Origin of the sequence: Pseudomonas sp. CFBP 13711 (genome assembly GCF_014842265.1) — a bacterium.
GTDB lineage: Bacteria > Pseudomonadota > Gammaproteobacteria > Pseudomonadales > Pseudomonadaceae > Aquipseudomonas.
In genome coordinates, this window is record NZ_JACYVI010000001.1 from 393933 (window position 1) to 418630 (window position 24698).

Here is a 24698-nt window from a genome sequence, read left to right on the forward strand (position 1 = left end):
TATGGCACGAAATCTTTCGACGTGTTTGAGCCCCGTGGTACTGGCCAGTGTGGTGGGAGCCTGCGCAGCGTGGGTTGCGCCAACGGCTGAAGCCGAACAGGGCCGGCTGATCGCGACCGGCGGCGCCAGCAGCATTGAAGGCGGCGCAGGCGGCGGGATCATTCCCTGGGCCATGCTCGCCGGGTATGACGAGCAGGGCGAGTGGGGCGGCAATGCTTTCGCGACCCACGTCGACTTGCCGGACTACACCCTGGATGTGGTCGGCGCTGCGGCTTCCTATGGCAATCGCGTCGAGATTTCCTACGCCCATCAACGCTTCGACCTGGGATCACTGGTCAGCAAGCTCAATCTGCCGGAGGACAACCTCACTCAGGACATCTTCGGCGTAAAGGTTCGCCTGTTTGGCGACCTGATCTACGATCAGCTGCCGCAGGTCTCGGCAGGGCTGGAATACAAACACCAGAACGATTTCCTCATCCCCAGCCTGGTGGGCGCCAAGCGGGATTCGGATGTCGAGGGCTACGTCACGGCGAGCCGTCTGTTCATGGGCGCGGCCTTTGGCTACAACGTAGTGGTCAACGCCGGTTTGCGTTACAGCCGCGCCAACGAAACCGGTTTGATGGGCTTTGGCGGCGACCGCCGCGATACCCGCAGCGTACTGAAAGAGGGCGGCGCAGCCATCCTGTTCAACCCGCACTGGGCGGTGGGCATGGATTACCGCGAGAAGCCCGACAACCTGTCGTTCGCCGGCGAAAGCGACTGGGCAGACTTCTTTGTCGGCTGGTTCCCCAACAAGCATGTTTCCGTGGTGCTGGCCTACGCGCATCTCGGTGAAATCGCCACGCTGGACAACCAGAACGGCACCTACCTTTCCGTGCAAGGGAGCTTTTGATGAAGCGGTCTTTGTGGCTGATCGTCGGGCTCAGTCTGTCGCTGCTGGTGGGGTGCGCCCAACAGCCGCCCAAGGACGACAGCCTTTATCAGGACCTGGGCCAGCGCGCCGGCATCCAGAAAATCGTCGAAGGCATGCTCCTGCACATCGCCCAGGATGACCGCATCTATAAATACTTCGCCAAGGTCGACATCGTCCGGGTGCGCGACAAGCTGGTGGAGAGATTCTGCGTCGAGGCAGGCGGGCCGTGCACGTACACGGGTGACTCTCTGGAAGAAGTGCACAAGGGCATGAAACTCAGCCGCAGCGATTTCAATGCGCTGGTCGAGGACCTCATCGATGCGATGAACGAGCAGCACATTCCGGTCACGACGCAGAACCGGTTCATTGCCCGGCTGGCGCCCCAACGCGGCGAAGTGATCGAGAAATAGCTTCTCGCGCCTCACTCCTGGCGTCCGTTCAGCGCGCACAAAAAAGGCGGTCACCTCACGGGACCGCCTTTTCTGTTTCTGCACGCAGCTAATCAGTGAAACTGATCAATCCGGCAGTTTATAGGCGATGACGTAATCGCCCTGTTTGGTGCCCAGCGAACCGTGACCGCCTGCAACGACCAGCACATATTGCTTGCCGTCCTTGCCGGTGTAGGTCATCGGCGTGGTCTGGGCGCCTGCTGGCAGACGACCTTCCCACAGCTGCTTGCCGTTACGAACGTCGTAGGCGCGCAGGTACTGGTCCAGTGTGGCGCTGAGGAACGACACACCGCTGGCGGTGATGAACGTGCCGCCCAGGCTTGGAACGCCCATGGTCAGCGGGATCGGAACCGGCGAGCTGTCGCGCACGGTGCCGTTCTTGTGCTTCCAGATGGTCTGGTGGTTGGTCAGATCGACCGCCGCCACGTAACCCCATGCTGGCGCCTGGCAAGGCAGACCCATCGGCGACAACAGCGCTTCAAGGATCACACCGTACGGCGCGCCTTTGTTCGGCTGCACGCCTTCGGTTTCGCTCTTGCGACCCGGGCCGCCTTCAACTTCTGCTGCCGGTACCAGCTTGGAACGGAACGCCATGTAGCTCGGGTTCACGAAAGCAATCTGACGCACGGGATCGACCGAAATGCCGCCCCAGTCGAACACGCCGAAGTTACCCGGATACACCAACGTGCCTTGCAGCGACGGCGGGGTGAACGGGCCTTCATAACGCAGGGATTTGAAGTCGATCCGGCAGAGCATCTGATCAAACGGCGTCACGCCCCACATGTCGCGCTCTTTCAGCGGCGGCGGCATGAAGTTCAGGTCGGACTTCGGCTGGGTAGGCGACGTGTGATCGCCGGCAACCGCGCCCTGGGGTACAGGGATTTCGTTGATCGGCACGATGGGCTGACCGTTGCTGCGGTCCAGCACATAGATGCTGCCCTGCTTGGTCGAGGCCAGAACAGCAGGCTTCACGCCGTCAGCGGTTTTCATGTCCATGAGCGTTGGCTGACCGCCGACGTCCATGTCCCACAGATCGTGGTGGGTGAACTGGAAATGCCATTTCACGTGACCGGTGGCGATGTCCAGCGCGACCAGACCGGCGCTGAATTTCTCCGACGCCTCGGTGCGGTTGCCGCCCCACTGGTCAGGCATCTGGTTGCCCATCGGCAGGTAGAGCATGCCCAGCTTTTCGTCGACGCTGAACATCGACCACATGTTGGGCGAGTTGCGGGTGTAGGTCTTGCCCTCGGCAATCGGCGTGGTGTCGTCCGGATTGCCGCTGTCCCAGTTCCAGACCAGACGGCCGGTGTGCACGTCGAACGCACGGATCACGCCCGACGGCTCGTCGGTGGACACGTTGTCGGTGACGTGACCGCCAATGACCACCAGGTCTTTGGTCACGGCCGGTGGCGACGTCGAGTAGTAACCGCCCGGTGCGTAAGTGCCGATGTTGGCGCTCAGGTCGATCGAACCGTGATTGCCGAAGTCTTCACACATTTTGCCGGTGTCGGCGTTCAGGGCGATCAGACGGGTGTCGGCGGTCGGCAGGAAGATCCGACGCGGGCAGGCATTGGCTGCGCCAGCAACTGCCGGAGCGGCCGGGCTTTGCGCAGGGGCGGCAGCGTCGGTCGGCGCGGTGGCAGCATAGGCGGCGTCATCGTGATACGACACGCCACGACAGGTCATGTGCGCCCAACCCTTGAAGTTGGCTGCTTTGCCGCTGCTGATCTTCGGATCGAAGCGCCAGATTTCCTTGCCGGTGTCCGGGTCCAGTGCGATGACCTGGCTGTGCGGCGTGCAGACGTAGAGCATGCCGTTGACTTTCAGCGGGGTGTTCTCGGCCGTGGTTTCACCCGGATCGTTCGGATCCGGAATGTCGCCCGTGCGATAGGTCCACGCCGGGACCAGCTTGCTGACGTTGTCCGGGGTGATCTGCGACAGCGGCGAGTAGCGATCGCCGAAGGCCGTGCGACCGTAGGACTGCCAGTCGCCGTCAGGCATGGCCGGCGCGGCGCTGGTGGTGCCGGCGGTTTCGCGGTCCAGCTGGCCTTTGATTTCACCGGGGTGTGTGAACTGGCTGGCCAGCGCGGCGATGCCCGCGACAATCACGGCAGCGCCCAATGCGCGAGTACCGGTATCGCCGACCTGGCCACGCAGGACCGGACGACGGAACCATGGCAGCAGCATCACGATGCCCAGGGCAAACCAGAGTGACAGACGCGGCACCAGCTGCCACCAATCCAGGCCGACTTCCCACAGAGCCCACACGGTACTGGCGAACAACACCAGTGCGTACAGGCCGAAGGCCGCGCTGCGACCCATCATCAGCAGGACGCCGGTGATGGCGAAGCCGATGCCGGCCAGCAGGTAATAAAGCGACCCGCCCAGGGTCAGCAGTTTGATGCCGCCGACCAGCAAGGCCAGACCCATTATCAGAATCACCAGCCCGAGCAAGCTCGGAAGCAGGCGACCCTTACCGAAAGCACCCTCAGTGCTCATAAGTGTTGTACTCCGTAACGATGTGGTGGTTAGCGCGTGTTGGCGTGAAGGCGCGGCCGTTTAGCCATGCCTTCAATGCCGATGCCTGGGTGCAGCCGGACGAGTGGGGCTGATCAGAACGAGGACTGGATTTTCAACCCCGCGACCAGTGCGTCATCGACCTGATTCACGCCGCCCGGATGACGGATGAATTGCAGGTTCGGGCGCACGGTCAGCCAGTTGGCGACGTGCACGCCGTAGTAGATTTCGGCGTTGTATTCAGTGTCCTGCACGGGCAGGAAGGCCGGGTCGTTGTAGTCCGAGACGCCTTCGGCCTGATTGCGCAGGTTGATGTTCTTGCGGTACGCCGGGTTGACGTGGATGCGGCTGATGCCGACGCCGATGTCATCCTCGGGGCGCGCGTCGAACGGGCCTTTGTACGTCGCGCCGAGGGCAACGAAGTTGTCGATCATGTTGGTTTTCTTGTCGTGCAGCGTGCCGTTGGCGAACAGGCTCAGGCCGCGGCTGTTATCGCTGGCCTGGCTGGTGACTTGCTGGCGCAGGGTCAGCCACATGCCGTGTTTGCTGGACGACGAGGCGTAGTCATCGCCGCTCTGGGCGGCGTATCGACCGTTGCTGTCCTTGTAAACGTCGCTGCTGTCGGCGGTGCTGTAGTAGTAACCGGCGCGGTATTCGCCCGGCAGGCCGTTGACCTTCGGCGACCAGACCACTTCGACCGGCAATACCGCGCCCTTCGTGCCGCTGCCGCTGAGTTTGAAGGCGTTATCGTTTTCCAGGTTGGACGGGTTCTGCTCGAACGCACCGACCTGCACGAACAGTTCGGGGTTCAGCTGGTATTTGACGCGCATCGCCCACTGGCTGATCGGCCAGTTGTACCAGATGCCGCCGCCCCAGTTGCCGACCTGCGAGCCGCACAGCGCCAGGTTCTGGAAGTCGCACGGGAAGGTGTTGAAGTCTTCGCCTTCATTGAACCGGCCGACTTTTACGCTGAGCGTCTGGTCGAGAAATTTCTGCTGGTACCAGAGGTCGGTCAGCCGCGTGACGTTGCCACGGCCCCAGACTTCCTGGGACGACGAAATGGTGCCGGTGCGCGGGTCGCCCACCCGGTCGTTGCTGATGTTGTCGCCGTTGCGATTGGTCAGGGTCAGCTGAAATTCGGCGTCGTGCCAGCCGAGGATTTTCTGCAGGTCCATGTGCGCGCCGAGGGCGAACTGGTCGCTGTAACGGGTCGCCTTGTCATGGTTGTAACCGCCGTGCAGGGTGGAGCCCACTTCCACGACTGAATCGAGCTTGAAGTCGTAACCCTGTTCGGAAAGCTCGCTGCGCTTGCCGCCCCAGTCACCCAGCATCCACGGCGACGTGCTGTCGAACGCCGGCGCGGCATGGGCACAGGTCGCGATCCCCAGCGCCGCAAGGCTCAGCGCGCTGGCATGACGAAGGGCTCGGGACGATTTGCAGGTCGGGGTGCAGGTCAGGCGTTTCAGATGACTGGGCATAGGGCGGGAGGTCTTTTTGAGTTATTCGAGAGCAAAAGGCGATGCCGCTCGCAACGCTTTGAAGGCGCATTGCAAGGTCTTAACAAATGACGAATTAACCGTTTCAGCGTTTAGGGCGGCGATGATAGGGCCCTAACGATTTTTTAAAAAGTCGAAATTGCGACATGGATCGTTGCGATTGGCGTAACAGTGGCGGGCAGGCAGGGCAGCGCTGTCCACTGTTCAACCCGCCTGTTTACGGTGCTGCGGGGAAGGGCGATTTGCCGCTGACCTTTGCAGGCGGCGCATGGATGAGTGTGTAGTCAGGCGTATTGAGGTTGTAGGATTCTGCGACATGGCGGCTGGCGCTCTCCCGACTGATAAATGCCATCAAATTGTGGGACCGGCTTTAGCCGGGAAGAGGCCCGTGTGAGCACCCTCAAATTTGCGGCGTGGCGAATGACGCTTTCCCGGCTGAAGCCGGTCCCACTAAAATCCTGAAAATCACCCAACCCTTCACACCCGCCGGTGCGTCCGCTAAGGTGCGCAGCTCGCGAAACTGTCCTGTCCCATCAGCGTCCATAGGCCCGCCATGACCACACCCAACAACAACCCGCTGCACGGCGTGACGCTGGAGCAGATCCTCATCGCGCTGGTCGAGCATTACGAGTGGTCGGGGCTGGCTGAGCGGATCGACATTCGCTGCTTCAAGAGCGACCCGAGCATCAAGTCCAGCCTGACGTTTCTGCGCAAAACACCCTGGGCGCGGGAGAAGGTCGAAGGGTTGTACATCAAGCTGGCGCGCACCAGGCGCCCGAGCTGACTTGCCGCCTGCCAAGGATTTGATCGAGATGCCCAGCCCCCCGTTGCACCTGTCTCCAGGCGGGCGCTGCTTTGTCATCACGGCCGCCATGCTGGGCTGGTTCGGGCTCGCGGTGCAGCTGTATCTGATTCTGTGGGGGCGATGGATCGACCACGCCAGCCTCCTCGGTGGACTGGTGCGCTTCTGCAGCTTCTTCACCGTGGTGACCAACACGCTGGTAGCGGTGACGCTGAGTTGTGCGGTCATTGACCGGCATTCGGCGGGGTATCGGTTCTTCCGTTCCCCCGTTGTCTGCGCGGGCATCACCACCAGCATTATTCTGGTGAGCCTGGCCTACAACCTGCTGCTGCGCCATCTGTGGACGCCCGAGGGCTGGCAGTGGATCGCCGATGAATTGCTGCACGACGTCATGCCGCTGCTGTTCCTCGGCTACTGGTTGTTCTTCGTGCCCAAAGGCCTGTTGAAACCCCGACATGTGCTGATCTGGACGCTGTATCCCGTCGTCTACTTCGGCTATTTGCTGTTACGCGGAAATGCCTTCGGCGACTACCTGTATCCATTCCTGGACATCGGCACGCTGGGAGTGGCCCAGGCGCTGACCAATGCGTTGGGCGTACTGGCGGGCTTCGTGGGAATCGGGTCAGTCGTTTATGGGATAGACAAGGTTTTGGGCCGCAGAGGGCAGTCGTAAACCTCAATCATGCTGAGACGCCCCGAATCTGGCGCGCCTGCAGCACTCAATCATCCCGAGGATCTCGTACACCTCACTCCTCGTCCGAACCGTCCGCGCGCCAGTAGCCTGCTGCCTTGACGGCCGCTTCGTCCAGCTTGAACTCATCCAGCAGCACGCGCCGCACTTTGCGTGACAGGGACGACTCGGTTGCCACCCAGGCATACAAACTGCCTTGCGGCAGGGTCAGTTGGCGCGTGACTTCAAGCAGGTCCTGCTCGCCACGCACCACCCAGATCACTTCAATCTTCGCATCGCTGGTCAGCGCCTGACGCTCCGCCAAGTTATCGATTTCAACCACTACTAGCGCACGTCGACCGGCCGACAATGCTTCCAGCCGACGACCAATGGCGGGGAGGGCGGTTTCGTCGCCGATCAGCAGATAGCTGTCGAACATGTCCGGCACGATCATCGAACCCCGAGGCCCGGCGATATTCAGCGTTTGCCCGGCTTCGGCCTGAGCCGCCCAGGTCGCCGCCGGACCGTCGCCATGCAGCACGAAATCAATGTCCAGCTCGCCAGTTTGCGGGTCGTAGCGACGCGGGGTGTAGTCGCGCATCGTCGGGCGCGGGCCTTCAGCGTTTTGCAGCGGCGCATCGCTGTCCAGCGCCGCCTGCTCTTCGGGCGTGGTGGCGAACAACAGTTTGACGTGGTCATCCGTGCCCAGACTGATGAACCCCGCAAGCTCCGGCCCGTGCAAGGTAACGCGGCGCATGCGCGGGGTGACGTCGGTCACCCTTAGTACTTGCAGCTTGCGACGTTTGATCTCGTGGCTGACGCGGTGAATTCCCTGGGGTGCATTCATTCCGATTTCTCCGACGCAGGTTGTTGGCCGTCGACGATGGCTTTCGCGGTGTCGTTCAGCAGGTCGCGAACCCGCAGGATTTCCTCAGGATTCCAGCGACCGTGGTGCATCTGCAAGGCATGACGCAGGTTGTGCACGGCCTCGTGAATTTCCGGCGGACGATCATGGCCACGCAACGAACGCTTGCTGACGTCGATGCGCATTTTCACGCCATCCAGCGCCACCGCCTGTTCAGTCAGGAACTGCTGACCGGCCTCAGTGATGCCATAGCGCTTCTTGCCACCATCGGCATCGCCCTGGATCAACTCGCTCTCTTCCAGAAAGGTCAGCGTCGGGTAAACCACGCCCGGGCTCGGGCTGTAGGCGCCGTCGAACAGCGCTTCGATCTGGCGAATCAAGTCATACCCGTGGCACGGCTGATCGGCGATCAACGCCAGCAGCAGCAATTTCAGGTCGCCCGGGGCAAATACCCGAGGCCCACGGCCGCCGCGTTCTCGGCCAGTTCGTTTCTCGAAACCATCGCGGCCGTCGCCGTGTTCGCCGAAGTGAGGACGATGGTGGTGGGGGTGATCGTGTGAGTGGTCTTTCATTTTTTTCATCTCTTGGTACAAGTTAGATATACCTTAAGATATATCTTATTGTTTCCACAAGACGCGTTAAGACGAACGGTTGTCTCCCGGTTTTCAGGAGACGAACGCGATGACTTCAATGAAAAACCGGCTACAGACGCGATGCGACTTGCGTAGGAACGGGCACCTTGCACTGCGTGAAATTGCCCGGCTCCAGGTAGGGATTGAGAATCGGCGCCATGCCTTTGAGCACTTGCACCGGAAGGGCGGAGGTGAATTTGAAGCTCTCGGCGGCGCGGCCCGGGACGTACGCCGTCAGCGTGCCGTAATGGTTATCGCCGATGAAAAATACGAAGGTCGCGGTGCGATTGATGGCCTTGGACGCCAAGATTCGCCCGCCTGCGCCGATGCTTTCGATGCGGTTGTCGCCCGTGCCGGTCTTGCCGCCCATGGCCAGCACGCTGCCATCCTGAGTTTTGAAACTGCCGGACACGCGCCTCGCCGTGCCGGCATCGACCACCTGTGACAGCGCCTCGCGCATGGCCGCAGCGACTTCCGACGGCAGCACCCGCTTGCCCAACTCGGGGTTGTTGATCAGTTGGGTTTCGTAAGGTGTTTGCGCGGCGAAGTGCAGGCTGTCGATGCGCAGCACCGGCAGCCGAATACCATCGTTCTGGAGAATGCCGATGAGTTCGGCTAGCGCGGCGGGTCGATCACCAGAACTGCCGATCGCGGTCGCCAGTGAAGGCACCAGATGATCGAACGGATAGCCCAGCCGCTGCCAGCGCTGATGGATATCCAGGAACGCTTCGATCTCCAGCATCGTGCGAATGCGGCTGTCGCGAGCGCTCTTGTGCTGGCTCTTGAACAGCCAGCTGTAGACTTCCTGCCGCTCGAAACGGCTGGCCGCGACGGCGTCCTTGAACGTGGCGTCCGGGTTCTGCAGCAGATACCCCACCAGCCACAGATCCAGCGGGTGCACGCGGGCAACGTAGCCCTGATCCGGCAGATCGAACTTGCCAGGGCCATAGGCGAAATAAAGTTCGTCCAGACGCTTTTCGGTCAGCGCCGTTTTGCCTTTTTCCCCGGCCATGTGCGCACGAACAAACGCATTGAACGCGCTCTGCGTGGCGTCCGGCAGCAGATAGCGGTGCACGGCGGCAAGCCGGCTCGCAGCGGGATGCACCCCGTCGAGAAAGGTGTCGAGCCGGTCCTGGGTGGATTTGTTTTTATAGCGCTTCCAGAAGCGCAACAGGAATGACTTGCCCTCGCGGTCGGCAAAATCGGCCAGGTATTCCTGACGTCTCGGATCGCTGTCGTCCTTGAGCAACACCGCGCTGTTGTTGGGCCCCTGATAGGTGGTGTAGCGCACCAGATCACGCATCAGGCGAATGAACGGCAGATTGATCGACTCGCGCAACGCCTCGCGAAGGGTGGGGTTGCGGGCGTTGTCCTCCCGGCGAAAATTATTGAAATGATGCAGGCCGCCGCCGGTGAAAAAACTCTCCCCGGGGCTGGCCGAATACTGACGATCGAGGGCTGCAGCGAGCATCTTCGAGAGGTCACGATCGTTGTTCTGAATCAGGTAATCCACGGCCCAGCGGCTGAGTCGGTCTGACTCCTCGACCGGGACTTTTTTCAGGGTGCTATTGGGCAGATCGGCGTACTTGTCGTGGAGCTCGGCAATGATCTGCAAGTAGGTCGTCAGCACGCGCATTTTCGCCGTCGAACCCAACTCCAGCTTGCTGCCCTCGTTGATGTCGAACGGCTGATCGGTGCTGTCAGTTTGCACCCGCACCCGCGAGCCATCCGGGTCGCGCTCAAACAGCGTGAAGCTGTAACGCACCGCCTGGGTGCTGGTGGGGGTCAACAGGTGCTCGCCGATCAGGCCCATCTGACCGGCAAATTCGGGTTTGGCAAGGTCGCGCAGGTACTGACCGACGCTGACCTGCAGGTCGTTTTGCAGCGTGCTGGTGGCCGACAGATCCAGGCGATCGAGGTCGTAAAGCGAACGGTTGAGCATGTTCGACAGCCGCGTGCGGGCGACAGTGATGCCTTTGTTGCTCTCAATCGGCTGCACGGTCGGCTGCTGCACCCAGTCGCGATAGGTCACGCTGGCCGCCAGTGCGGCGTCGGCCAACGGTTGATCGATGACATTGTTCTGTGCGAGCACGCGCAGATGGCTGTCAGTCAGATCCGCGAGCTCCTTGCGACCCTTCGCCAGAAAGTGTGAGGGCCTGCGCTGGGCGATCACCAACGACAGGACTTCGCGCAGCGCCAAACCCTTCGCTGCCAGGGTTTTATCGTCCTTGGCTGTCGAGGCCAGCAAGTGATTGGTGCGGTCGAAGTCCGCGCCGTACCAGACCCGCAAACCTTCGGCCATACCGTGGACCTCGCCATGACCGGGTACCGCCGACAGCGGCACGCTGTTGAGGTAATCCCGCACCACTCGCTGCCGCGCCTCCAGGGTTTGCTGCCCCGTCTGATAGGCGCGAACGCTGGCAGAAACCATCTGACGAATCTTCTCGCTGCCCGACAGCGTCAGGCCGTCCGGCGAGTGCCGGTACTTCTCCAATTGAGTCGCCAGCGTGCTGCCACCGGCCGATTGCCCCGGCAACCCCACCACCTTCGCCACCTGGGAAAGCGCCGCTTTGAAAAACCTTGGCCAGTCCACCGCCGGGTTGACCAGCGGGCGCTGAGCGTCCAGCAGGTCGCGGTTTTCAATAAACAGCAGGCTGTTGACCAGCACAGGCGGGATGGCGGCGAAGGTCGGGTACAGCTGCTGCGGGTAGGTGTACTGATACAGCGGCTCGGCGCGGCAGTCAGTAATGGTCAGGCCGGACTGAATCTTCTCCTGATAGGGCACGAAGAAACCGCGCTTGGCGTAGGACATAAGATCAGGGGAGAAACGCGCCTGGGCGCTGATCAGGTAGTCACGCTTGAGCAAGCGCGGCAGAAATTCGCCCAGAGCGGAATAGCCCAGACGCTTGTCGAAAGGCCCTTCGCCGGGATACACAATCGCGTCGCTGGGACCGGCTTCGACGCTGTAGCTCAGGCCTTGGGCCAGGTGACTGAATTCCTGGGCCTGCAGACGAGAGCTGCGGACTTCCGTGGAGACCACAAATCCCAGGATCACCGCTGCCGTCAGCACCGCCACCAGCAGAAACCGCCACACGTACCGCCGTGGGCGAGCATTGGCTGGCATTGATCCGTTCCCCTGACTGTCAGCCTTGACCGCAGCCTTCTTCGTATCGGAATGCCAAAAAGCGCCCATATCGTTGGCCCGGTCAAACCTGCACATCGCACTTGTTACAAGCGTAGACGCTGGTGGGCATGGAGGGGATTTTGTGCGCAGGGGCGTAAGATCTTTCCGATGTGCAACCTTGGTTCCGGATCGAGGTGGAGCTTATTTGACGAGCGGATGGAGACTCTGAACGGCACGAACCGTGGTGAGAGGCTGTCCGTCAGGCAGTGCGCGACAGCCCCATCAAACCTTCACCACCCGCGCCGCCTTCGGGCTGCCCAACCGCTTGTTCAACTCCAGCCAGTTCGACAACAGCAGCATCAACCCCAGCCCCAACAACGCGGTGATCACGCGCATTTGCCAGGCATCGTCGGCCAGCGCGTTCGCCATGTCGGCCAGCGGGGCGAGTAGGACGCCGAGGCAGAAAATTTCCAGCGAATAGCGACCCATTCGGCAGGTCTGCTGGACAGGCCAGTTGTCGAGCCAGGTTACCGAAGTCGGCAGCGTTTTTGCGACGACATACACCAGCGCAAGGAAATGCAGCAGGCGCACCGGAGACAGGTCTGTCTTGCTGATCGGGTAGATCAATTCAGTGAGCGCGGTAGGCAGGAGCGCGTCATGCACGTCAGGAAATTTCCACAGCACGGTGATGACGCCGGCCAGCAGCAGGTAAGCCGCCGCTATGAGAAACAGCGGCTGTTGCCAAAGCGGCCGAGCAGGGGCGATTACGATTGGCGCCCGTTGGGTATGCAGGGCGAAGGCCCCGCCGAGCACGAAAATCAACTGCCAGGCGACCGGATTGAAATACCAGTAACCGCCGCCTTCGTAGGCGCGCAGGTTCCAGCCGAGCAGCGGCACCATCATGTACAGCGCAATCGACAGGCCGATCGCCAGCGCTGCGTTGCGCAGCATGATAGGCAGGATTAGCGGCAACGCGCCCATCAGCAGGATGTACAGCGGAAGCGGGTCGGTAAGGTTGGGTTTGAAGCGCAACAACAGTTCATCGGCCAGCGCCTGCTGCGGGTTGCCGACGAAATACTCCAGGCCCATCTCCCGCACCATGTCGCGGGTTTCGACGTGATTGTTGGCAACGAAAACGATGCCCATCAGCAGCGTCAGCAAGAAGATGTGCGCGACGTACAGCACCCATGTGCGCCGCAGGATACGCACGCAAGCCACCACGTAACCGTCCCGTTGCGCCATGCGGCCATAAGCGAGTACGGCGGCGTAGCCGGCGAGAAACACGAACACCTCGGCGGCGTCGCTGAAACCAAAATTGCGCAGCGTCAGTTGCGCGAAAGGGTTGGCTGGCACGTGATCCCAAAAAATGAAAATCAGCGCCAGACCCCGAAAGAAGTCGATGCGATGGTCGCGTCCGTTCGTCATGACGGTGGGCCTTGCAAAGGTGTTTAAAGAAGAGGGGCCAGTGGCGGCCGTGGTTCCTTGCCGTCAGCAGGGTCTGATCGGCGGCGCGCAGGGTGGCGGGTTTGCGGGGTAAAAGCAAAGGGTGGATGTTGCAGGATGTCTCGATTTGAGACGCTTCACACAGCGAGACAGACCCTTCTTGGCTGGCACCGTCGCGATTGCTTCAATCAGGCAAGCCAGTGCTGCGACTCAAGCACTCTGCGCTTGCAGAAAAATCGAAAACAGCTCGGATTGCGATTTGATGCCAAGTTTGCTGTACATGTGCTTTTTATGGACGCGCACGGTTTCCGCAGAAATGGCGAGCTTGCGGGCGATTTCCTTGCTCGAACAGCCGCTGAGCATCAGTCGTCCGACGTCCAGCTCCCGCGCGGTCAACTGCGCGCCACGGCTGTGCTGAGCCGATGCTTCGAGCTGTTTGCGCCAGTTGCTCATCGGCAACGGCGTATCGAGCAGCTCTTGGTCGGTTGCCGCAGCTTCAATTTCGAAGGGCAGACGCTGGCGTAACAGGGCGATGACCCACGGCTGGATCATCGACAGCAGGGCAATCTGTTCGGCGCTGAATCGTTGGGTTGAGCCCAGGGACAGGCACAGGGTGCGGTCCTGGTCGATCTGGCAATTGAACTGAATTTCATCGGCGACGACGTTCAGCCGAAAGTAGCGCTGGTAATACTCCGTGAGTTCGAAATGCTCGGGCGCGACTTCGGCAAGGCGTAACAGGCCGCTTTGCGAGCGCTCGCGGCTGGCGACGTAGAAGGGGTCGAGCAGGTACAGGCCTTTGAGGTAATCCTGAAACAGCTGGTCGGGGCTGCCATCTTCAGCCGGGCTCTCGGCGAACACCTGCGGGCGCTGCCCGGAGCTGAATTGCAGCGCGACCCAACTATCGAAACTGACGTACTGATCAAGCAGCCGCACCAGTTGGGCCCAGAAATTGGGGCGGTCCAGCGCTTCAATCAACTGCCCGACCGAGCGATGCCAGGCCATGTCCTGAAGTGCGATTGTCATCCTCTACCCCTATTGGGTTACTACAGCTGCGTAATTCCCCGTAACACTTACTGATGCGCATACTGCCCGCAGAGCCACTCATCAGGCCAGCATTTTGTGCCTGACCGGCCCGCGACCTTATAAGGAGAACCCATGAAGGTGGAACTCGCCCAATTGACGGGCCAGGACAACGACACCGTCCACAATCTCAAGCGCGCGCTGAATGCCATTGCGGCATGCGCTGACGACACTGCGCTGATCGTGTTCCCGGAAACGCACCTGATGGGCTTCCCCTCCAGCGAGACCGTTGCCCGGGTGTCCGAAGCGCTGGACGGCCCCAGTGTCAGCGCCATTCGTGAAGCGGCGCGGGCGCGCGGTGTCTCCGTCGTGATCGGCATGGCCGAAAATGACAACGGCGCGTTCTTCAACACCACGTTGCTCATTACCCCCGAAGGCATCGCCCTGCGTTACCGCAAGACGCATTTGTGGGCGTCCGATCGCGGCGTGTTCAGCGCGGGCGATCGATACGCCACCTGTGAGTGGAACGGGCTGCGGGTCGGCCTGTTGATCTGCTACGACATCGAGTTCCCGGAGTCGGCCCGCGCGCTGGCGCAACTCGGCGTTGATCTGATCATCGTCACCAACGGCAACATGGACCCCTACGGTCCGACCCACCGCACCGCAATCATGGCCCGTGCTCAGGAAAATCAGGCGTTCGCGCTCATGGTCAATCGCGTCGGCGAAGGCGAGGGCGGGCTGGTATTCGCGGGCGGCAGCGCACTGGTTGACCCATTCGGGGCTTTGTTGCACGAGGCGGGTCGGGAAGACACGCAACTCACCGCCGAACTCGACCTTGGGCAGCTACAGGCTGCGCGTCGCGATTACCGCTACCTGGATGACCAGCGCCTGCGACTGCCGGGCGAAGTCGTCGAACATGCCAACGGCGTGCGCGAGCTGATCATTCCCTGAAGCGTCAGAAGCGACATCCATAACAAGCCTAACAAGAAGAATGAACCCTCACTGCCGCGTCGATCGCGGCAGTGGATGCACGCCCTCCAACTAAAAATACGCCTTTGTTCTGCCGCACTTTTCTCTGCCATAAAACCTATAAATTTCGGAGTAGTCGCTCATGGCTCGTTTGCAACGCACCCTTTCATTAGGGTCGGTGGTGCTGTTCGGCATCGCCTACATGACCCCCATCATTGTGCTCGGCACCTTTGGTATCCTCGCGCAAACCACCGGCGGCATGGTCCCCGCGTCTTACCTGGCCGCTCTGGTTGCCATGTTTTTCACGGCCATGAGTTACGGCCGCATGGCGGCTGCGTTTCCGGTGGCCGGCTCTGCCTACAGCTACGTGCGCAAAGCCATCAGCCCCAAGCTGGGGTTTATTGCCGGCTGGGCGGTGCTGCTGGATTACCTGTTCTTGCCCATGGCGATCTGGCTGATCGGTGCCGCGTATCTGGGCTCTGCGTTCCCGTCTGTGCCACAGCCGGTGTGGGTGCTGACGTTCATCGTCGTGACCAGCCTGATCAACATCGTTGGCCTCAAGCTCGCCAATACCATCAACGCCTTGCTGATGATCGTGCAGTTCCTGGTGCTCGCCGCCTTCGTGGCGCTATGCATCCATTACATCGGCGGCGATGCCAGCAAACCGTTGTGGACGCTGTCGCCCTTCCTGAACGGTGACATGCAGATGCCGTTGATCATGAGCGGAGCGGCGATTGCCTGTTATTCCTTCCTGGGCTTCGACGCCGTCAGCACCCTGACCGAAGAAACCCGCGATCCTCGTCGCACCATTCCCCGGGCGATCATGCTCATCACGCTGATCGGCGGGTTGATCTTTGTCGGCGTGTCGTACTTTGTGCAGCTTGCCCATCCCTCCGCTCAGTTCGAAAACGTTGACTCGGCCGCCTATGAAATCGCGCGCAATATCGGCGGCGACGTGTTCGTGACGATCTTCCTCATTGGCCTTATCGTCGGGCAGTTCGCGTCAGGGCTTTCCGCCCAGGCCAGCGGCTCGCGCCTGCTCTATGCGATGGGCCGCGACGGGGTGTTGCCCAAGTCGTTCTTTGCCAGCCTGAGTGAACGATTCGGCACGCCGGTCAACAGTATTCTGTTGTGCGCGGTGGTGGCCTTGCTGGCGTTGAAACTGGACGTCACCACGTCCACCTCGTTCATCAACTTCGGCGCGTTTCTGGCGTTCAGTCTGGTCAACCTGTCGGTCATTTTTCACTACTGGATTGCGGGCGAGAAACGCGGGCCCCGCGAGCTGCTGCTGTTCCTGATCTGCCCACTGATTGGCCTGATTGCCGATCTGTGGCTGATGATCAGCCTGGACAAACTGGCGATCATGCTGGGTTTGGCCTGGTTGGCCATCGGCTGTGTGTACCTGGCGTGGCTGACCGGCGGATTCCGTCGTCAGCCGCCGGAAATGGATTTTCAAGAAGCGGCCTAGTGACACGGCGGGCGATGCAGCGCGGGCGCCATCCACAGGCGCCCTTTTTGTGCGAGCAGATCCTGAACGCAACCCTGGATTACTGAGCTTCTGGCATCAGCATCGGCTTGCGGTCCAGCGTCTCGCTGACCATTCGATAGATGTCTTCTTTGCCGTCGTCATTGCAGCAGCGGATCTCGTGGAGCACTTCGCGCTCTTTGGGAGACAGCCCGATGTAGTTCCACTCGCACGCCTGGCGCATGAACACGTCGTGGTCGTTGACCGGCATGACGTCGTCAGCGGCTTCGTGAAAAGCCTCCACGATCGTGGCGAGCAGGCTGACGAGTTGCTCGGCGTCAGGCTTGCCGTCGGTTGCCTGGACCAGACGCTGCAGATGATTCAACGCGCTGCGGGCGTCAATTAGCTTCATGTGTGCGGGGACGCTCATTTCGTATTGATCGATCAGGTGCATGGCACTACCTCCTGGTGTTGTTCATTCCGTTCCCGTCCGTGACGGGGCTGGGTCGTCAGGGCGCGAACGTTAGCGGCAGGGGAGGCGCCGGAAAAGCCGAAAGTTGTAACGGTTACAAAATCGTTTCCGATTGAACTTTGCCGAATTGATACTATATAACGTATTACATGATTGCTTACATTCTGGAGAAAGACGATGAAAGCCGACATCCATCCCGACTACCGCCAAGTGCTGTTCCACGACACCGCTGCCGATGTGTTTTTTCTGATCGGCTCCACGGTTGACACCGACCGCACGCACACCCACACCGATGGCAACTCCTACCCTTACGTTGCCCTCGACGTGTCCAGCGCGTCGCATCCCATGTACACCGGCCAACAGCGCAAGACCACCACCGAAGGCCGTATCGCTGGCTTCAACAAGCGCTTCGCCACCTTCGGCTCCGGCGCCAAGAAAGAGGAATGACAGCAGCACTTCCCGCGCTCCGGGCATCGCCAGTCGATCACCCGGGCGCGGGATTTTTTTTGCCGTTTTTTCACTGTATTCCGTCTTGCAGGCCACCTTGGCACTGGACTATCGGGCCAAATTGCTTTTAGCTCTGCGGCCTGAAATTCAGGAGCATCCCCCTTTGAAAAAGTCAGTCGCCATCGTTTTCGGTGGGCAATCCTCCGAGCATGAAGTGTCGTTGCAGTCGGCGCGCAACGTGATCAACGCGATTGATCGCAACAACTTCTCCATCACCCTTATCGGCGTCGACAAGCAGGGCCATTGGCTGCGCTTCGACGAGCAAGATTACCTGCAGAACCCCACCGATCCTGCGCACATCAAACTCAGTGAATCCGGCCGCCTTCTTTCGCTGATGCCAGGCGCCAGCGGGCCGCAGTTCGTGGAAGTGCAGACCGGCGCAGAGGTGCCGCGCATCGACGTGGTGTTCCCGTTGATCCACGGCAGTTTCGGGGAAGACGGCTGCCTGCAGGGCATGTTGCGCCTGCTGGACATTCCGTTCGTGGGCCCGGATGTGCTGAGCTCCGCGGCCTGCATGGACAAGGACGTGACCAAACGGCTGCTGCGCGATGCGGGTATTTCGGTTGCGCCGTTTGTGGTCCTTCACCGTGGCGAGACGGTGGATTTTGTCAGCGTCTCGGCACAACTGGGCCTGCCGCTTTTCGTCAAGCCGGCGTGTCAGGGATCGTCGGTCGGCGTGAGCAAAGTCGTCGACGAAGCCGGTTATGCCGCTGCGCTGAAGCTGGCTTTTGACTACGACAACAAGGTGCTGATCGAGCAGGGCATCGTCGGTCGTGAAGTGGAATGCGCCGTGCTGGGTAACCACGAACCGAAGGTCAGCGTGTGCGGTGAAGTCGTCGCCAATGACGAGTTTTATGCCTACGACACCAAGTACCTGAACGACGGTCAGGCGCGCATCGCGATCCCCGCGCAGATGCCCGAAGACATGAGCGAAGCCGTGCGTGAAGTGGCGCTGCAGGCCTATCGCGTGCTGGGCTGCGCCGGTTTGGCACGGGTGGATTTCTTTGTCACCGAGGCACGGGAAATCATCATCAACGAGGTCAACACGCTCCCCGGTTTCACCTCCATCAGCATGTACCCGAAACTCTGGCAGGCCAGCGGATTGAGCTACGCCGAGCTGATCGACCGGTTGATCACGCTGGCGCTGGAACGCGCCGAAGAAACCCGCGCGCTGAAGACCGAGGTGGTGCTGTGACGGTGAAAACCCTCCGTATCGCCGCCGCGCTGCTGACCCGTGCCGATGGCAAAACATTGCTGGTGCGCAAACGCGGGACCGAAGCGTTCATGCAGCCGGGCGGCAAGATCGACGCCGGTGAGTCGGCGCTCGATGCGCTGGCCCGTGAGCTGAACGAGGAATTGGGGCTGGTCATCGCGCCGGAGCAAACGCGATTCCTGGGTGAGTTTTCGGCGGTAGCGGCGAATGAACCGGGCTTCGAAGTGAATTGCCAGCTCTATGGCGTTCAGGTTGAGAACCCGGTCAATCCTGCAGCCGAGATCGAAGAAGCCATCTGGGTCGACGGCAGAGATATTGACCAGCTGCACTTGGCGCCGCTGACCCGGGACTCGATATTGCCGCTGTACCGAAGCCTGCAAAACGCCTGATTTGCAGGGCTGCATTGCATGGGTTAAGCAGCGGGGCGGATTAACGAACCGCGCTCACCCCATCCAGTGTCGAAAACGACGTGTCCTTCGCCGTCAGCAGGAAGTCACGCATGTAGGGCGCGTCCAGCATGTCTGCGCGAATCGCCGCGTACAGCGTGGCGAACAATCCTTTTTCCCCCAGCCGCTTGCCCTTCACGTAGCCGCGTGAGCTGTATTCATGCAGCGCCCAGTGCGGCATCCCACAGACGCCGCGTCCGCTGGCGACCAGTTGCATCATCATCACCGTCAGTTCGGACGTGCGCACCTGCGCCGGTTCGATGTCGGCTGGTTCAAGGAAACGCGTGAAGATGTCCAGGCGGTCGCGCTCGACGGGGTAGGTGATCAGGGTTTCATTGATCAGGTCTTCCGGCACCACATAAGGCCTGGCTGCCAGCGGATGCTGGTTGGCGACTGCGAGCATGGCCTCGTAGGTGAACAGCGGCACATAGGTAATGCCTGCCAGTTCCAACGGGTCCGAGGTCACCACCAGATCCAGATCGCCACGGGCCAGGGCGGGCAGGGGCGCGAAAGCGAAACCCGACGCCAGATCAAGCTCCACCTCCGGCCAGGCATCGCGGAACTGATCGATCGTCGGCATCAGCCATTGAAAGCAACTGTGGCATTCGATGGCCATGTGCAGGCGCCCGGCGACACCGCCGGCGAGCCGCGAGATATCGCGCTCGGCATGGCGCAGTTGCGGCAGCACCGAGTCAGCCAGTTGCAGCAGGCGCAAGCCCGCGCTGGTGAACCGCACCGGTTTGGTCTTGCGCACGAACAGCGGCATGCCCATGCGCTCTTCCAGCTCCTTGAACTGGTGCGACAGCGCCGATTGGGTCAGATGCAATCGGTCAGCCGCGTCGACAAGGCTGTCTGCTTCGCGTAATGCATGCAGGGTTTTCAGGTGGCGAATTTCCAGCACCGATGGCGCTCCATGAGTAAATTTTGTGATCAACACGAATTTAATGAGTTTGTCTCATGTAAGGGGAAGTGTCGACAATGGCGCCATCTTTTGAAGGAAGCAGTCAGCATGGGCCAGGTCAACAACTCGAATTTTCCTCACATCGGCGTGGCCAGGGGCTTCAAGCACATCCTCGAGACGCTGGGTGACGGCGTTGAGGTGGATTCAGTGCCGACGTTCACCCCGGACCAACGCTTTAACCTGAACTGGGCGCCGCTGTTCGATGAGGTCGATGAAGCCCGCGCGCAGGGCCATACGATCCGGCCGGAAATCATTGGCCCGTTGACGTACCTCTGGCTGGGGCAAGCGGAGGGCGAAGGCTTCGACAAGCTCGACCTGCTGGATCGTCTGCTGCCGGTGTATGGCGAGATCCTCGGTCGGCTGGCGGGCAAGGGCGTCGAGTGGGTGCAGATCGATGAGCCGATCCTGACCCTGGACTTGCCGCAGGACTGGAAGAACGCCTTCGAGCGCGCCTACCACGCCCTGCAATATTCGCCGCTTAAAAAGCTGCTCGCGGTTTCGTGTGGCGGTCTTGGGCTGGGCAGTAACCTCGGCCTCGCGGTGTGCCTGCCCGTGCAAGGGCTGCATGTCGATGTGCTCAGTGCGCCTGAACAAATGCCCTTGGTGCTGGACCGCCTGCCGACCTACAAAGTGCTGTCATTGGGCGTTGTGGGTGAACTGGACGCGGCCAGCGCCAACGCTGAAGCCGCGCTGGAAGTTGTGAAGGAAGCTCAGTTGCGCTTCGCCGACAACCTCTGGGTCTCGGATTCGATCAGCACACCGACAACTGCAGCAGCGTAAACACAGGCCCAGATGACCGTTTTGCTACCGCTCAGCCCTCTTCATCAAACTGTCACGCAACTGTGGCAGCGCGATTGAGCAGACTTCATCAGACTCGCGGCCTACTGGGGTTCTGTGTGTCGGTGTTTTTCCATGCGGGTTTTACTTTTTCTGGCTGCGCTCTTGTGCAGCCTGCCGTCTTTTGCGGCCTCTCGATGCGATGTTGACGTTCCCACGCAAGTGGCCGAGCTCGATGACGTGCACCTGGCGTATCAGAGCATCGGGCGTGATTCCGATCCGGCGCTGCTGCTGGTCATGGGGCTTGGCGGGCAGTTGATCCACTGGCCGGATGAGGTGGTCGTCGCCCTGTGTCAGCAGGGCTTCCGGGTCATTCGCTACGACAACCGGGATGTCGGATTGTCGACCTGGGTCCAGGCCCCCTCGAGCGCCAACCTCACCTATGAAGTGCTGCGCTACAAGATCGGCCTGCCGGTGTCGGCGCCGTATTCGCTGACCGACATGGCTCAGGATGCGTTAGGCCTGATGGACGCGCTGCATGTTCAGCAATTCCATGTGCTGGGGGCGAGTATGGGCGGCATGATTGCGCAGCATCTGGCCGACATGGCGCCCAAGCGCGTGGAGAGTCTGACGCTGATCATGACCAGCTCCGGCGCGCCCGGCCTGCCGATGCCCAGCCCGGCGTTGTTGCAACTGCTCGCCCGTCGTGGCGCGCCGGACCGGCAGACCGCACTCGAGCAGCAGGCTGATTTGCTGGCTGCGTTGGGCAGCCCGCAGGTCAAGGATGATCGACAAATGCTGCTGCATCAGGCGGCGGTTTCCTACGACCGGGCGTTCAATCCTGAAGGCGTGAAACGGCAGATTCTGGCGATCCTCGCTGAACCCAGCCGCGTGGAGCTGTTGAATCGTCTGCGGGTGCCGACGCTTGTCGTGCACGGCACGGCGGATCCGCTGTTGCCAGTGATGCATGGCATTCATGTAGCGGCGCACATTCAGGGCAGTCAACTGAAGCTCATTCCCGGCTTGGCCCACCGTTTTCAGGAAGCCTTCAAAGCCCCGTTGCTGGCGGCGGTGTTGCCGTATTTACGCGAGCATCGCGAGGACGCTTCCCACGTCGCCCAGCTCTGATGCAGCGGCGGGCTTGATCCGCTGCTTGAGAACAAGCGCGCCGGTGTAGGGTGTGAGCGCCGTCGTGATCGGCGTATCGTGCAGCTTTTCCTCTCTTGCACGAGGCTGCCATGAGCATTCCGCTGAAAATCGACTTCATCTCCGACGTGTCCTGCCCTTGGTGCATCGTCGGCCTGCGCGCGCTGGACCAGGCGCTCGAGCATCTGGGCGATGAAGTTCAAGCCGACATTCACTTCCAGCCCTTCGAACTCAACCCGCAGATGCCGCCGGAAGGCCAGGACATCTTCGAGCACATCGCCGAAAAGTACGGCTCGACCCGCGAGCAATTCCAGGCCAATGCCGAAAACATTCGCGAGCGCGGCGCAGAACTCGGGTTTGTCTTCAAGCAGGGCGAGCGACGCATATTCAACACCTTCGACGCCCATCGACTGCTTCATTGGGCCGAGCTGGAAGGCAAGCAACACGCGCTGAAAGAAGCGCTGTTCACCGCCTATTTCAGCCAGCATGCCAACGTATCCAGCCATCAGGTGCTGGCGGATGTCGCGCAGAAAGTGGGCCTGGATCGAGTGCGCGCCGAGGCCTTGCTGGGCAGCGACCAGTACGCCAGCGAAGTTCGCGAACTGGAACAATTGTGGGTGTCGCGGGGCGTGAGCTCGGTGCCGACAATCGTCTTCAACGACCAGTACGCCGTTTCCGGTGGGCAGCCTGTCGACGTGTTCGTCAGCGCCATTCGTCAGATCGTGGGCGAAGAATCGAGCGTGGTTAACCCGGTCGACTAAAGCGGGTAGTCGACCATGACGGGCAGCGCGCCTGTGGGTATTCCGGGCTCTCAGGCTTTGGACACTTATCAAAACGCGCGCTGCTGACCGTCATCTGCTGTTACTCATCGACGGTTGCATTTCAAAAAACACTTGCTCCTCCCAGCCACTTTCGGATATCAATTTGTACATGATTAGACAGGTTCGATTCGACAAGAAAAAACGCGTGGTGGATGAGCTGGCGCGGCGCATCGAGAGCGGCCAGATGGGCTCGGGCGAATTGCTGCCCGGCGAAAACCTGCTCGCGCAGGAATTCAACGTCAGCCGTGGCACGCTGCGGGAAGCGCTGTCCGAGCTCAAGCGACGCAACTACATCGCCACGCAAACCGGCGTCGGTTCGATCGTGACCTATGACGGCATCTCGCTGGATCAGCGTGCCGGGTGGGCACAGGCCCTGGCCGACACCGGCGCCAAGGTCAGCACCGAGATTCTGCGTCTGGTGGCGGTGCAGCGGCCTGATCTGGCGGGCCGGTTTGGCACAGCCGAGTTCATCGCGCTGGACCGCCGTCGAACTGCCGGGGATGGCAGCGTGGTTTCCCTGGAGCGTGTGCTGATTCCGGCTTGCGACGGCCTGGAAAATCTGCCCCGCGACGGGCTGATCGAAGACTCGCTGACAGTCACGCTGGCCGCCCACGGCTATGTCGGTGATCGCGGCGATCAGTGGATCGGCGCCGAGCCCCTGAGCAACGACGACGCGGCGCTGATGTTGCGGCAGCCGGGCTCGGTGTTTCTCAAGGCGACGCGCACCACCTTTGATCGCCGCGAACGTTTCATGGAGCACGTGGAAAGTCTGCTGGACCCCGTGCATTTTCGTCTGCATCTGGCTTTTGGATCGTCGACATGACCACACTGATCGACACCCGCGACCGAGGCCTCGGCGCTTTCTACGGACTGGCACTGGGCGATGCGCTGGGCATGCCAACGCAGTCCCTCAGTCGCGAGCAGATCAGGCAGCGATTCGACCGCATCACAACCTTGCAGGCCGCCGGTGCCGATCAGCCGATTGCGCCGAACATGCCCGCCGGGTCGATCACCGACGACACCGAGCAGGCGGTCCTGGTCGCCGAATTGCTGGTCGCCGGGGAAGGGCGCATCGAGCCTTCGGACCTGGCGCAACACCTGATTGACTGGGAGGCGGTGATGCAGGCCAAAGGGTCGCAAGACCTGCTGGGCCCTTCGACCAAGCGCGCCATCGAGATGATTCTGGCCGGGCACAGCCCTGAGGAGGCCGGGCGTTTCGGCACCACCAACGGCGCCGCTATGCGCATCACGCCGGTGGGCATTGCCTTCGATGTGCGCGAAGAAGCGCGCTTCATCGAGGCGGTCAAACAGGCCTGCCAGGTCACCCACAACACCACTCTCGGCATCTCCAGCGCAGCGGCGGTGGCGGCGGTGGTCTCGGCGGGCATCAGCGGTGCCAGCCTCGGCGAAGCTCTGGAGGTTGGTCGACGCATCGCCCGAGAGGCCGAGAGCTTCGGCTACTGGATCGCCGGGGGCCGCATTGCCGCGCGCATCCAGTGGGCCAGAGACCTGTGTGCCGGGTGCAGCAACGAACAGCTGCCCGATCTGATTTATGACGTGATCGGCACGTCGGTCGCCTCTCAGGAATCGGTGGTCGCAGCCTTCGCCCTCGCGCATCACGTGGCTCGCGGGCAGGTCTCGGCATTTGATGCGCTGTGCATGGCCGCCAGCCTGGGCGGCGACACCGACACCATCGCCGCCATTCTCGGGGCGATGCTCGGTGCCTGCGCCGGCATGGGCGCCTGGCCTGAGCCGCTGATCAAACAGATCCAGACCGTCAACGGACTCGACCTGTATCCGGTTGTCGAGCAGTTGTTGTCCCTGCGCGGGGTCTGATCCGACCCACGCCAGCCCGTATAACGAATAAGACCTACCTCGCGGCTCTATGCAGCGGCGAGCCAGGGTTTTTGCAGCCTGCAAAAGCCCACGCTGACACGGATGTCGTTTGCTTTGCGCACTGCCCACAACCAGAACAAATGGCACAGGAGCA

Annotated in this window: 22 protein-coding genes and 1 pseudogene; 14 read left to right on the forward strand and 9 right to left on the reverse strand. The window is 61.3% G+C overall.

Annotated features, from left to right (window positions below; all coding sequences use genetic code 11):
• The first annotated feature begins 1 nt into the window (after position 1).
• Both IFT47_RS01805 and IFT47_RS01810 read left to right on the forward strand, forming a co-directional pair.
• A complete protein-coding gene (locus tag IFT47_RS01805) occupies positions 2-892 on the forward strand; it encodes a DUF3034 family protein (protein ID WP_192171621.1) in 891 nt (296 codons plus the stop codon).
• Complete coding sequence (locus IFT47_RS01810; RefSeq protein WP_192171620.1) at positions 892-1323, forward strand: group I truncated hemoglobin; 432 nt, start codon at positions 892-894, stop codon at positions 1321-1323. Before IFT47_RS01805 ends, IFT47_RS01810 begins: the two co-directional genes overlap by 1 nt.
• A 105-nt stretch (positions 1324-1428) precedes the next feature.
• Here IFT47_RS01810 and IFT47_RS01815 read toward each other — a convergent pair whose 3' ends face one another.
• Both IFT47_RS01815 and IFT47_RS01820 read right to left on the reverse strand, forming a co-directional pair.
• Positions 1429-3861, reverse strand: coding sequence for a glucose/quinate/shikimate family membrane-bound PQQ-dependent dehydrogenase (locus tag IFT47_RS01815; RefSeq protein WP_192171619.1), 2433 nt, complete (start codon positions 3859-3861; stop codon positions 1429-1431).
• Positions 3862-3974: 113 nt separating this feature from the next.
• A complete protein-coding gene (locus IFT47_RS01820) occupies positions 3975-5357 on the reverse strand; it encodes a carbohydrate porin (RefSeq protein ID WP_192171618.1) in 1383 nt (460 codons plus the stop codon).
• 571 nt (positions 5358-5928) lie between these two features.
• On the opposite strand from IFT47_RS01820, the gene IFT47_RS01825 reads away from it, so the two are divergent.
• Entirely contained in the window at positions 5929-6159 is a 231-nt protein-coding gene (locus IFT47_RS01825) for a VF530 family protein (protein WP_192171617.1), read from the forward strand.
• A 28-nt stretch (positions 6160-6187) separates the two neighbouring features.
• Positions 6188-6850, forward strand: coding sequence for a Pr6Pr family membrane protein (locus IFT47_RS01830; RefSeq protein ID WP_192171616.1), 663 nt, complete (start codon positions 6188-6190; stop codon positions 6848-6850).
• A 73-nt stretch (positions 6851-6923) separates the two neighbouring features.
• On the opposite strand, the gene IFT47_RS01835 is transcribed toward IFT47_RS01830, so the two are convergent.
• The 5 genes from IFT47_RS01835 to IFT47_RS01855 form a co-directional block, all read right to left on the reverse strand.
• A complete protein-coding gene (locus IFT47_RS01835; RefSeq protein WP_192171615.1) occupies positions 6924-7694 on the reverse strand; it encodes a siderophore-interacting protein in 771 nt (256 codons plus the stop codon).
• Positions 7691-8284: a PadR family transcriptional regulator gene (locus IFT47_RS01840; RefSeq protein WP_192171614.1), complete on the reverse strand. Its 594-nt coding sequence runs from the start codon at positions 8282-8284 to the stop codon at positions 7691-7693. The genes IFT47_RS01835 and IFT47_RS01840 overlap by 4 nt, the downstream gene beginning before the upstream one ends.
• Before the next feature lie 130 nt (positions 8285-8414).
• Complete coding sequence (locus tag IFT47_RS01845; RefSeq protein ID WP_192171613.1) at positions 8415-11537, reverse strand: transglycosylase domain-containing protein; 3123 nt, start codon at positions 11535-11537, stop codon at positions 8415-8417.
• Positions 11538-11750: 213 nt separating this feature from the next.
• A complete protein-coding gene (locus IFT47_RS01850) occupies positions 11751-12893 on the reverse strand; it encodes an OpgC domain-containing protein (RefSeq protein WP_192171612.1) in 1143 nt (380 codons plus the stop codon).
• 228 nt (positions 12894-13121) lie between these two features.
• Positions 13122-13934, reverse strand: coding sequence for a helix-turn-helix transcriptional regulator (locus IFT47_RS01855; protein WP_192171611.1), 813 nt, complete (start codon positions 13932-13934; stop codon positions 13122-13124).
• A 132-nt stretch (positions 13935-14066) separates the two neighbouring features.
• On the opposite strand from IFT47_RS01855, the gene IFT47_RS01860 reads away from it, so the two are divergent.
• Together IFT47_RS01860 and IFT47_RS01865 are read left to right on the forward strand one after the other, a co-directional pair.
• Positions 14067-14882 (forward strand): carbon-nitrogen hydrolase family protein, encoded by an 816-nt coding sequence (locus IFT47_RS01860; protein WP_192171610.1) that lies wholly within the window; start codon positions 14067-14069, stop codon positions 14880-14882.
• A gap of 160 nt (positions 14883-15042) precedes the next feature.
• Positions 15043-16368 carry an APC family permease gene (locus tag IFT47_RS01865; RefSeq protein WP_192171609.1) on the forward strand — a complete coding sequence of 442 codons (1326 nt, stop codon included), beginning with the start codon at positions 15043-15045 and terminating at the stop codon, positions 16366-16368.
• Positions 16369-16447: 79 nt separating this feature from the next.
• Here IFT47_RS01865 and IFT47_RS01870 read toward each other — a convergent pair whose 3' ends face one another.
• The gene (locus IFT47_RS01870) at positions 16448-16819 is read right to left on the reverse strand and encodes a hypothetical protein (protein WP_192171608.1); all 372 of its coding nucleotides are present in this window, start codon (positions 16817-16819) and stop codon (positions 16448-16450) included.
• Positions 16820-17014: 195 nt separating this feature from the next.
• Between IFT47_RS01870 and IFT47_RS01875 the strand changes: the two genes are divergently transcribed.
• The 3 genes from IFT47_RS01875 to IFT47_RS01885 all read left to right on the forward strand — a co-directional run bounded on the left by IFT47_RS01875 (position 17015) and on the right by IFT47_RS01885 (position 18946).
• Complete coding sequence (locus IFT47_RS01875; protein WP_122536087.1) at positions 17015-17284, forward strand: type B 50S ribosomal protein L31; 270 nt, start codon at positions 17015-17017, stop codon at positions 17282-17284.
• Positions 17285-17447: 163 nt separating this feature from the next.
• A complete protein-coding gene (gene ddlA, locus IFT47_RS01880; protein ID WP_192171607.1) occupies positions 17448-18539 on the forward strand; it encodes a D-alanine--D-alanine ligase in 1092 nt (363 codons plus the stop codon).
• 2 nt (positions 18540-18541) lie between these two features.
• Complete coding sequence (locus IFT47_RS01885) at positions 18542-18946, forward strand: NUDIX domain-containing protein (protein ID WP_192171606.1); 405 nt, start codon at positions 18542-18544, stop codon at positions 18944-18946.
• Positions 18947-18986: 40 nt separating this feature from the next.
• Here IFT47_RS01885 and metR read toward each other — a convergent pair whose 3' ends face one another.
• Entirely contained in the window at positions 18987-19904 is a 918-nt protein-coding gene (metR, locus tag IFT47_RS01890; protein ID WP_065992512.1) for a transcriptional regulator MetR, read from the reverse strand.
• 207 nt (positions 19905-20111) lie between these two features.
• Between metR and IFT47_RS01895 the strand changes: the two are divergent.
• The 5 genes and pseudogenes from IFT47_RS01895 to IFT47_RS01915 form a co-directional block, all read left to right on the forward strand.
• Positions 20112-20720: pseudogene (locus IFT47_RS01895) on the forward strand (5-methyltetrahydropteroyltriglutamate--homocysteine S-methyltransferase); the annotation flags it as partial.
• A gap of 156 nt (positions 20721-20876) precedes the next feature.
• Positions 20877-21869 carry an alpha/beta fold hydrolase gene (locus tag IFT47_RS01900; RefSeq protein WP_192171604.1) on the forward strand — a complete coding sequence of 331 codons (993 nt, stop codon included), beginning with the start codon at positions 20877-20879 and terminating at the stop codon, positions 21867-21869.
• A gap of 110 nt (positions 21870-21979) precedes the next feature.
• On the forward strand, positions 21980-22648 hold the full coding sequence (locus tag IFT47_RS01905; RefSeq protein WP_192171603.1) for a DsbA family oxidoreductase: 669 nt from the start codon (positions 21980-21982) through the stop codon (positions 22646-22648).
• A 169-nt stretch (positions 22649-22817) separates the two neighbouring features.
• Positions 22818-23531 (forward strand): GntR family transcriptional regulator, encoded by a 714-nt coding sequence (locus IFT47_RS01910; RefSeq protein ID WP_192171602.1) that lies wholly within the window; start codon positions 22818-22820, stop codon positions 23529-23531.
• Complete coding sequence (locus IFT47_RS01915) at positions 23528-24544, forward strand: ADP-ribosylglycohydrolase family protein (RefSeq protein ID WP_192171601.1); 1017 nt, start codon at positions 23528-23530, stop codon at positions 24542-24544. Before IFT47_RS01910 ends, IFT47_RS01915 begins: the two co-directional genes overlap by 4 nt.
• Positions 24545-24698 lie beyond the last annotated feature (154 nt).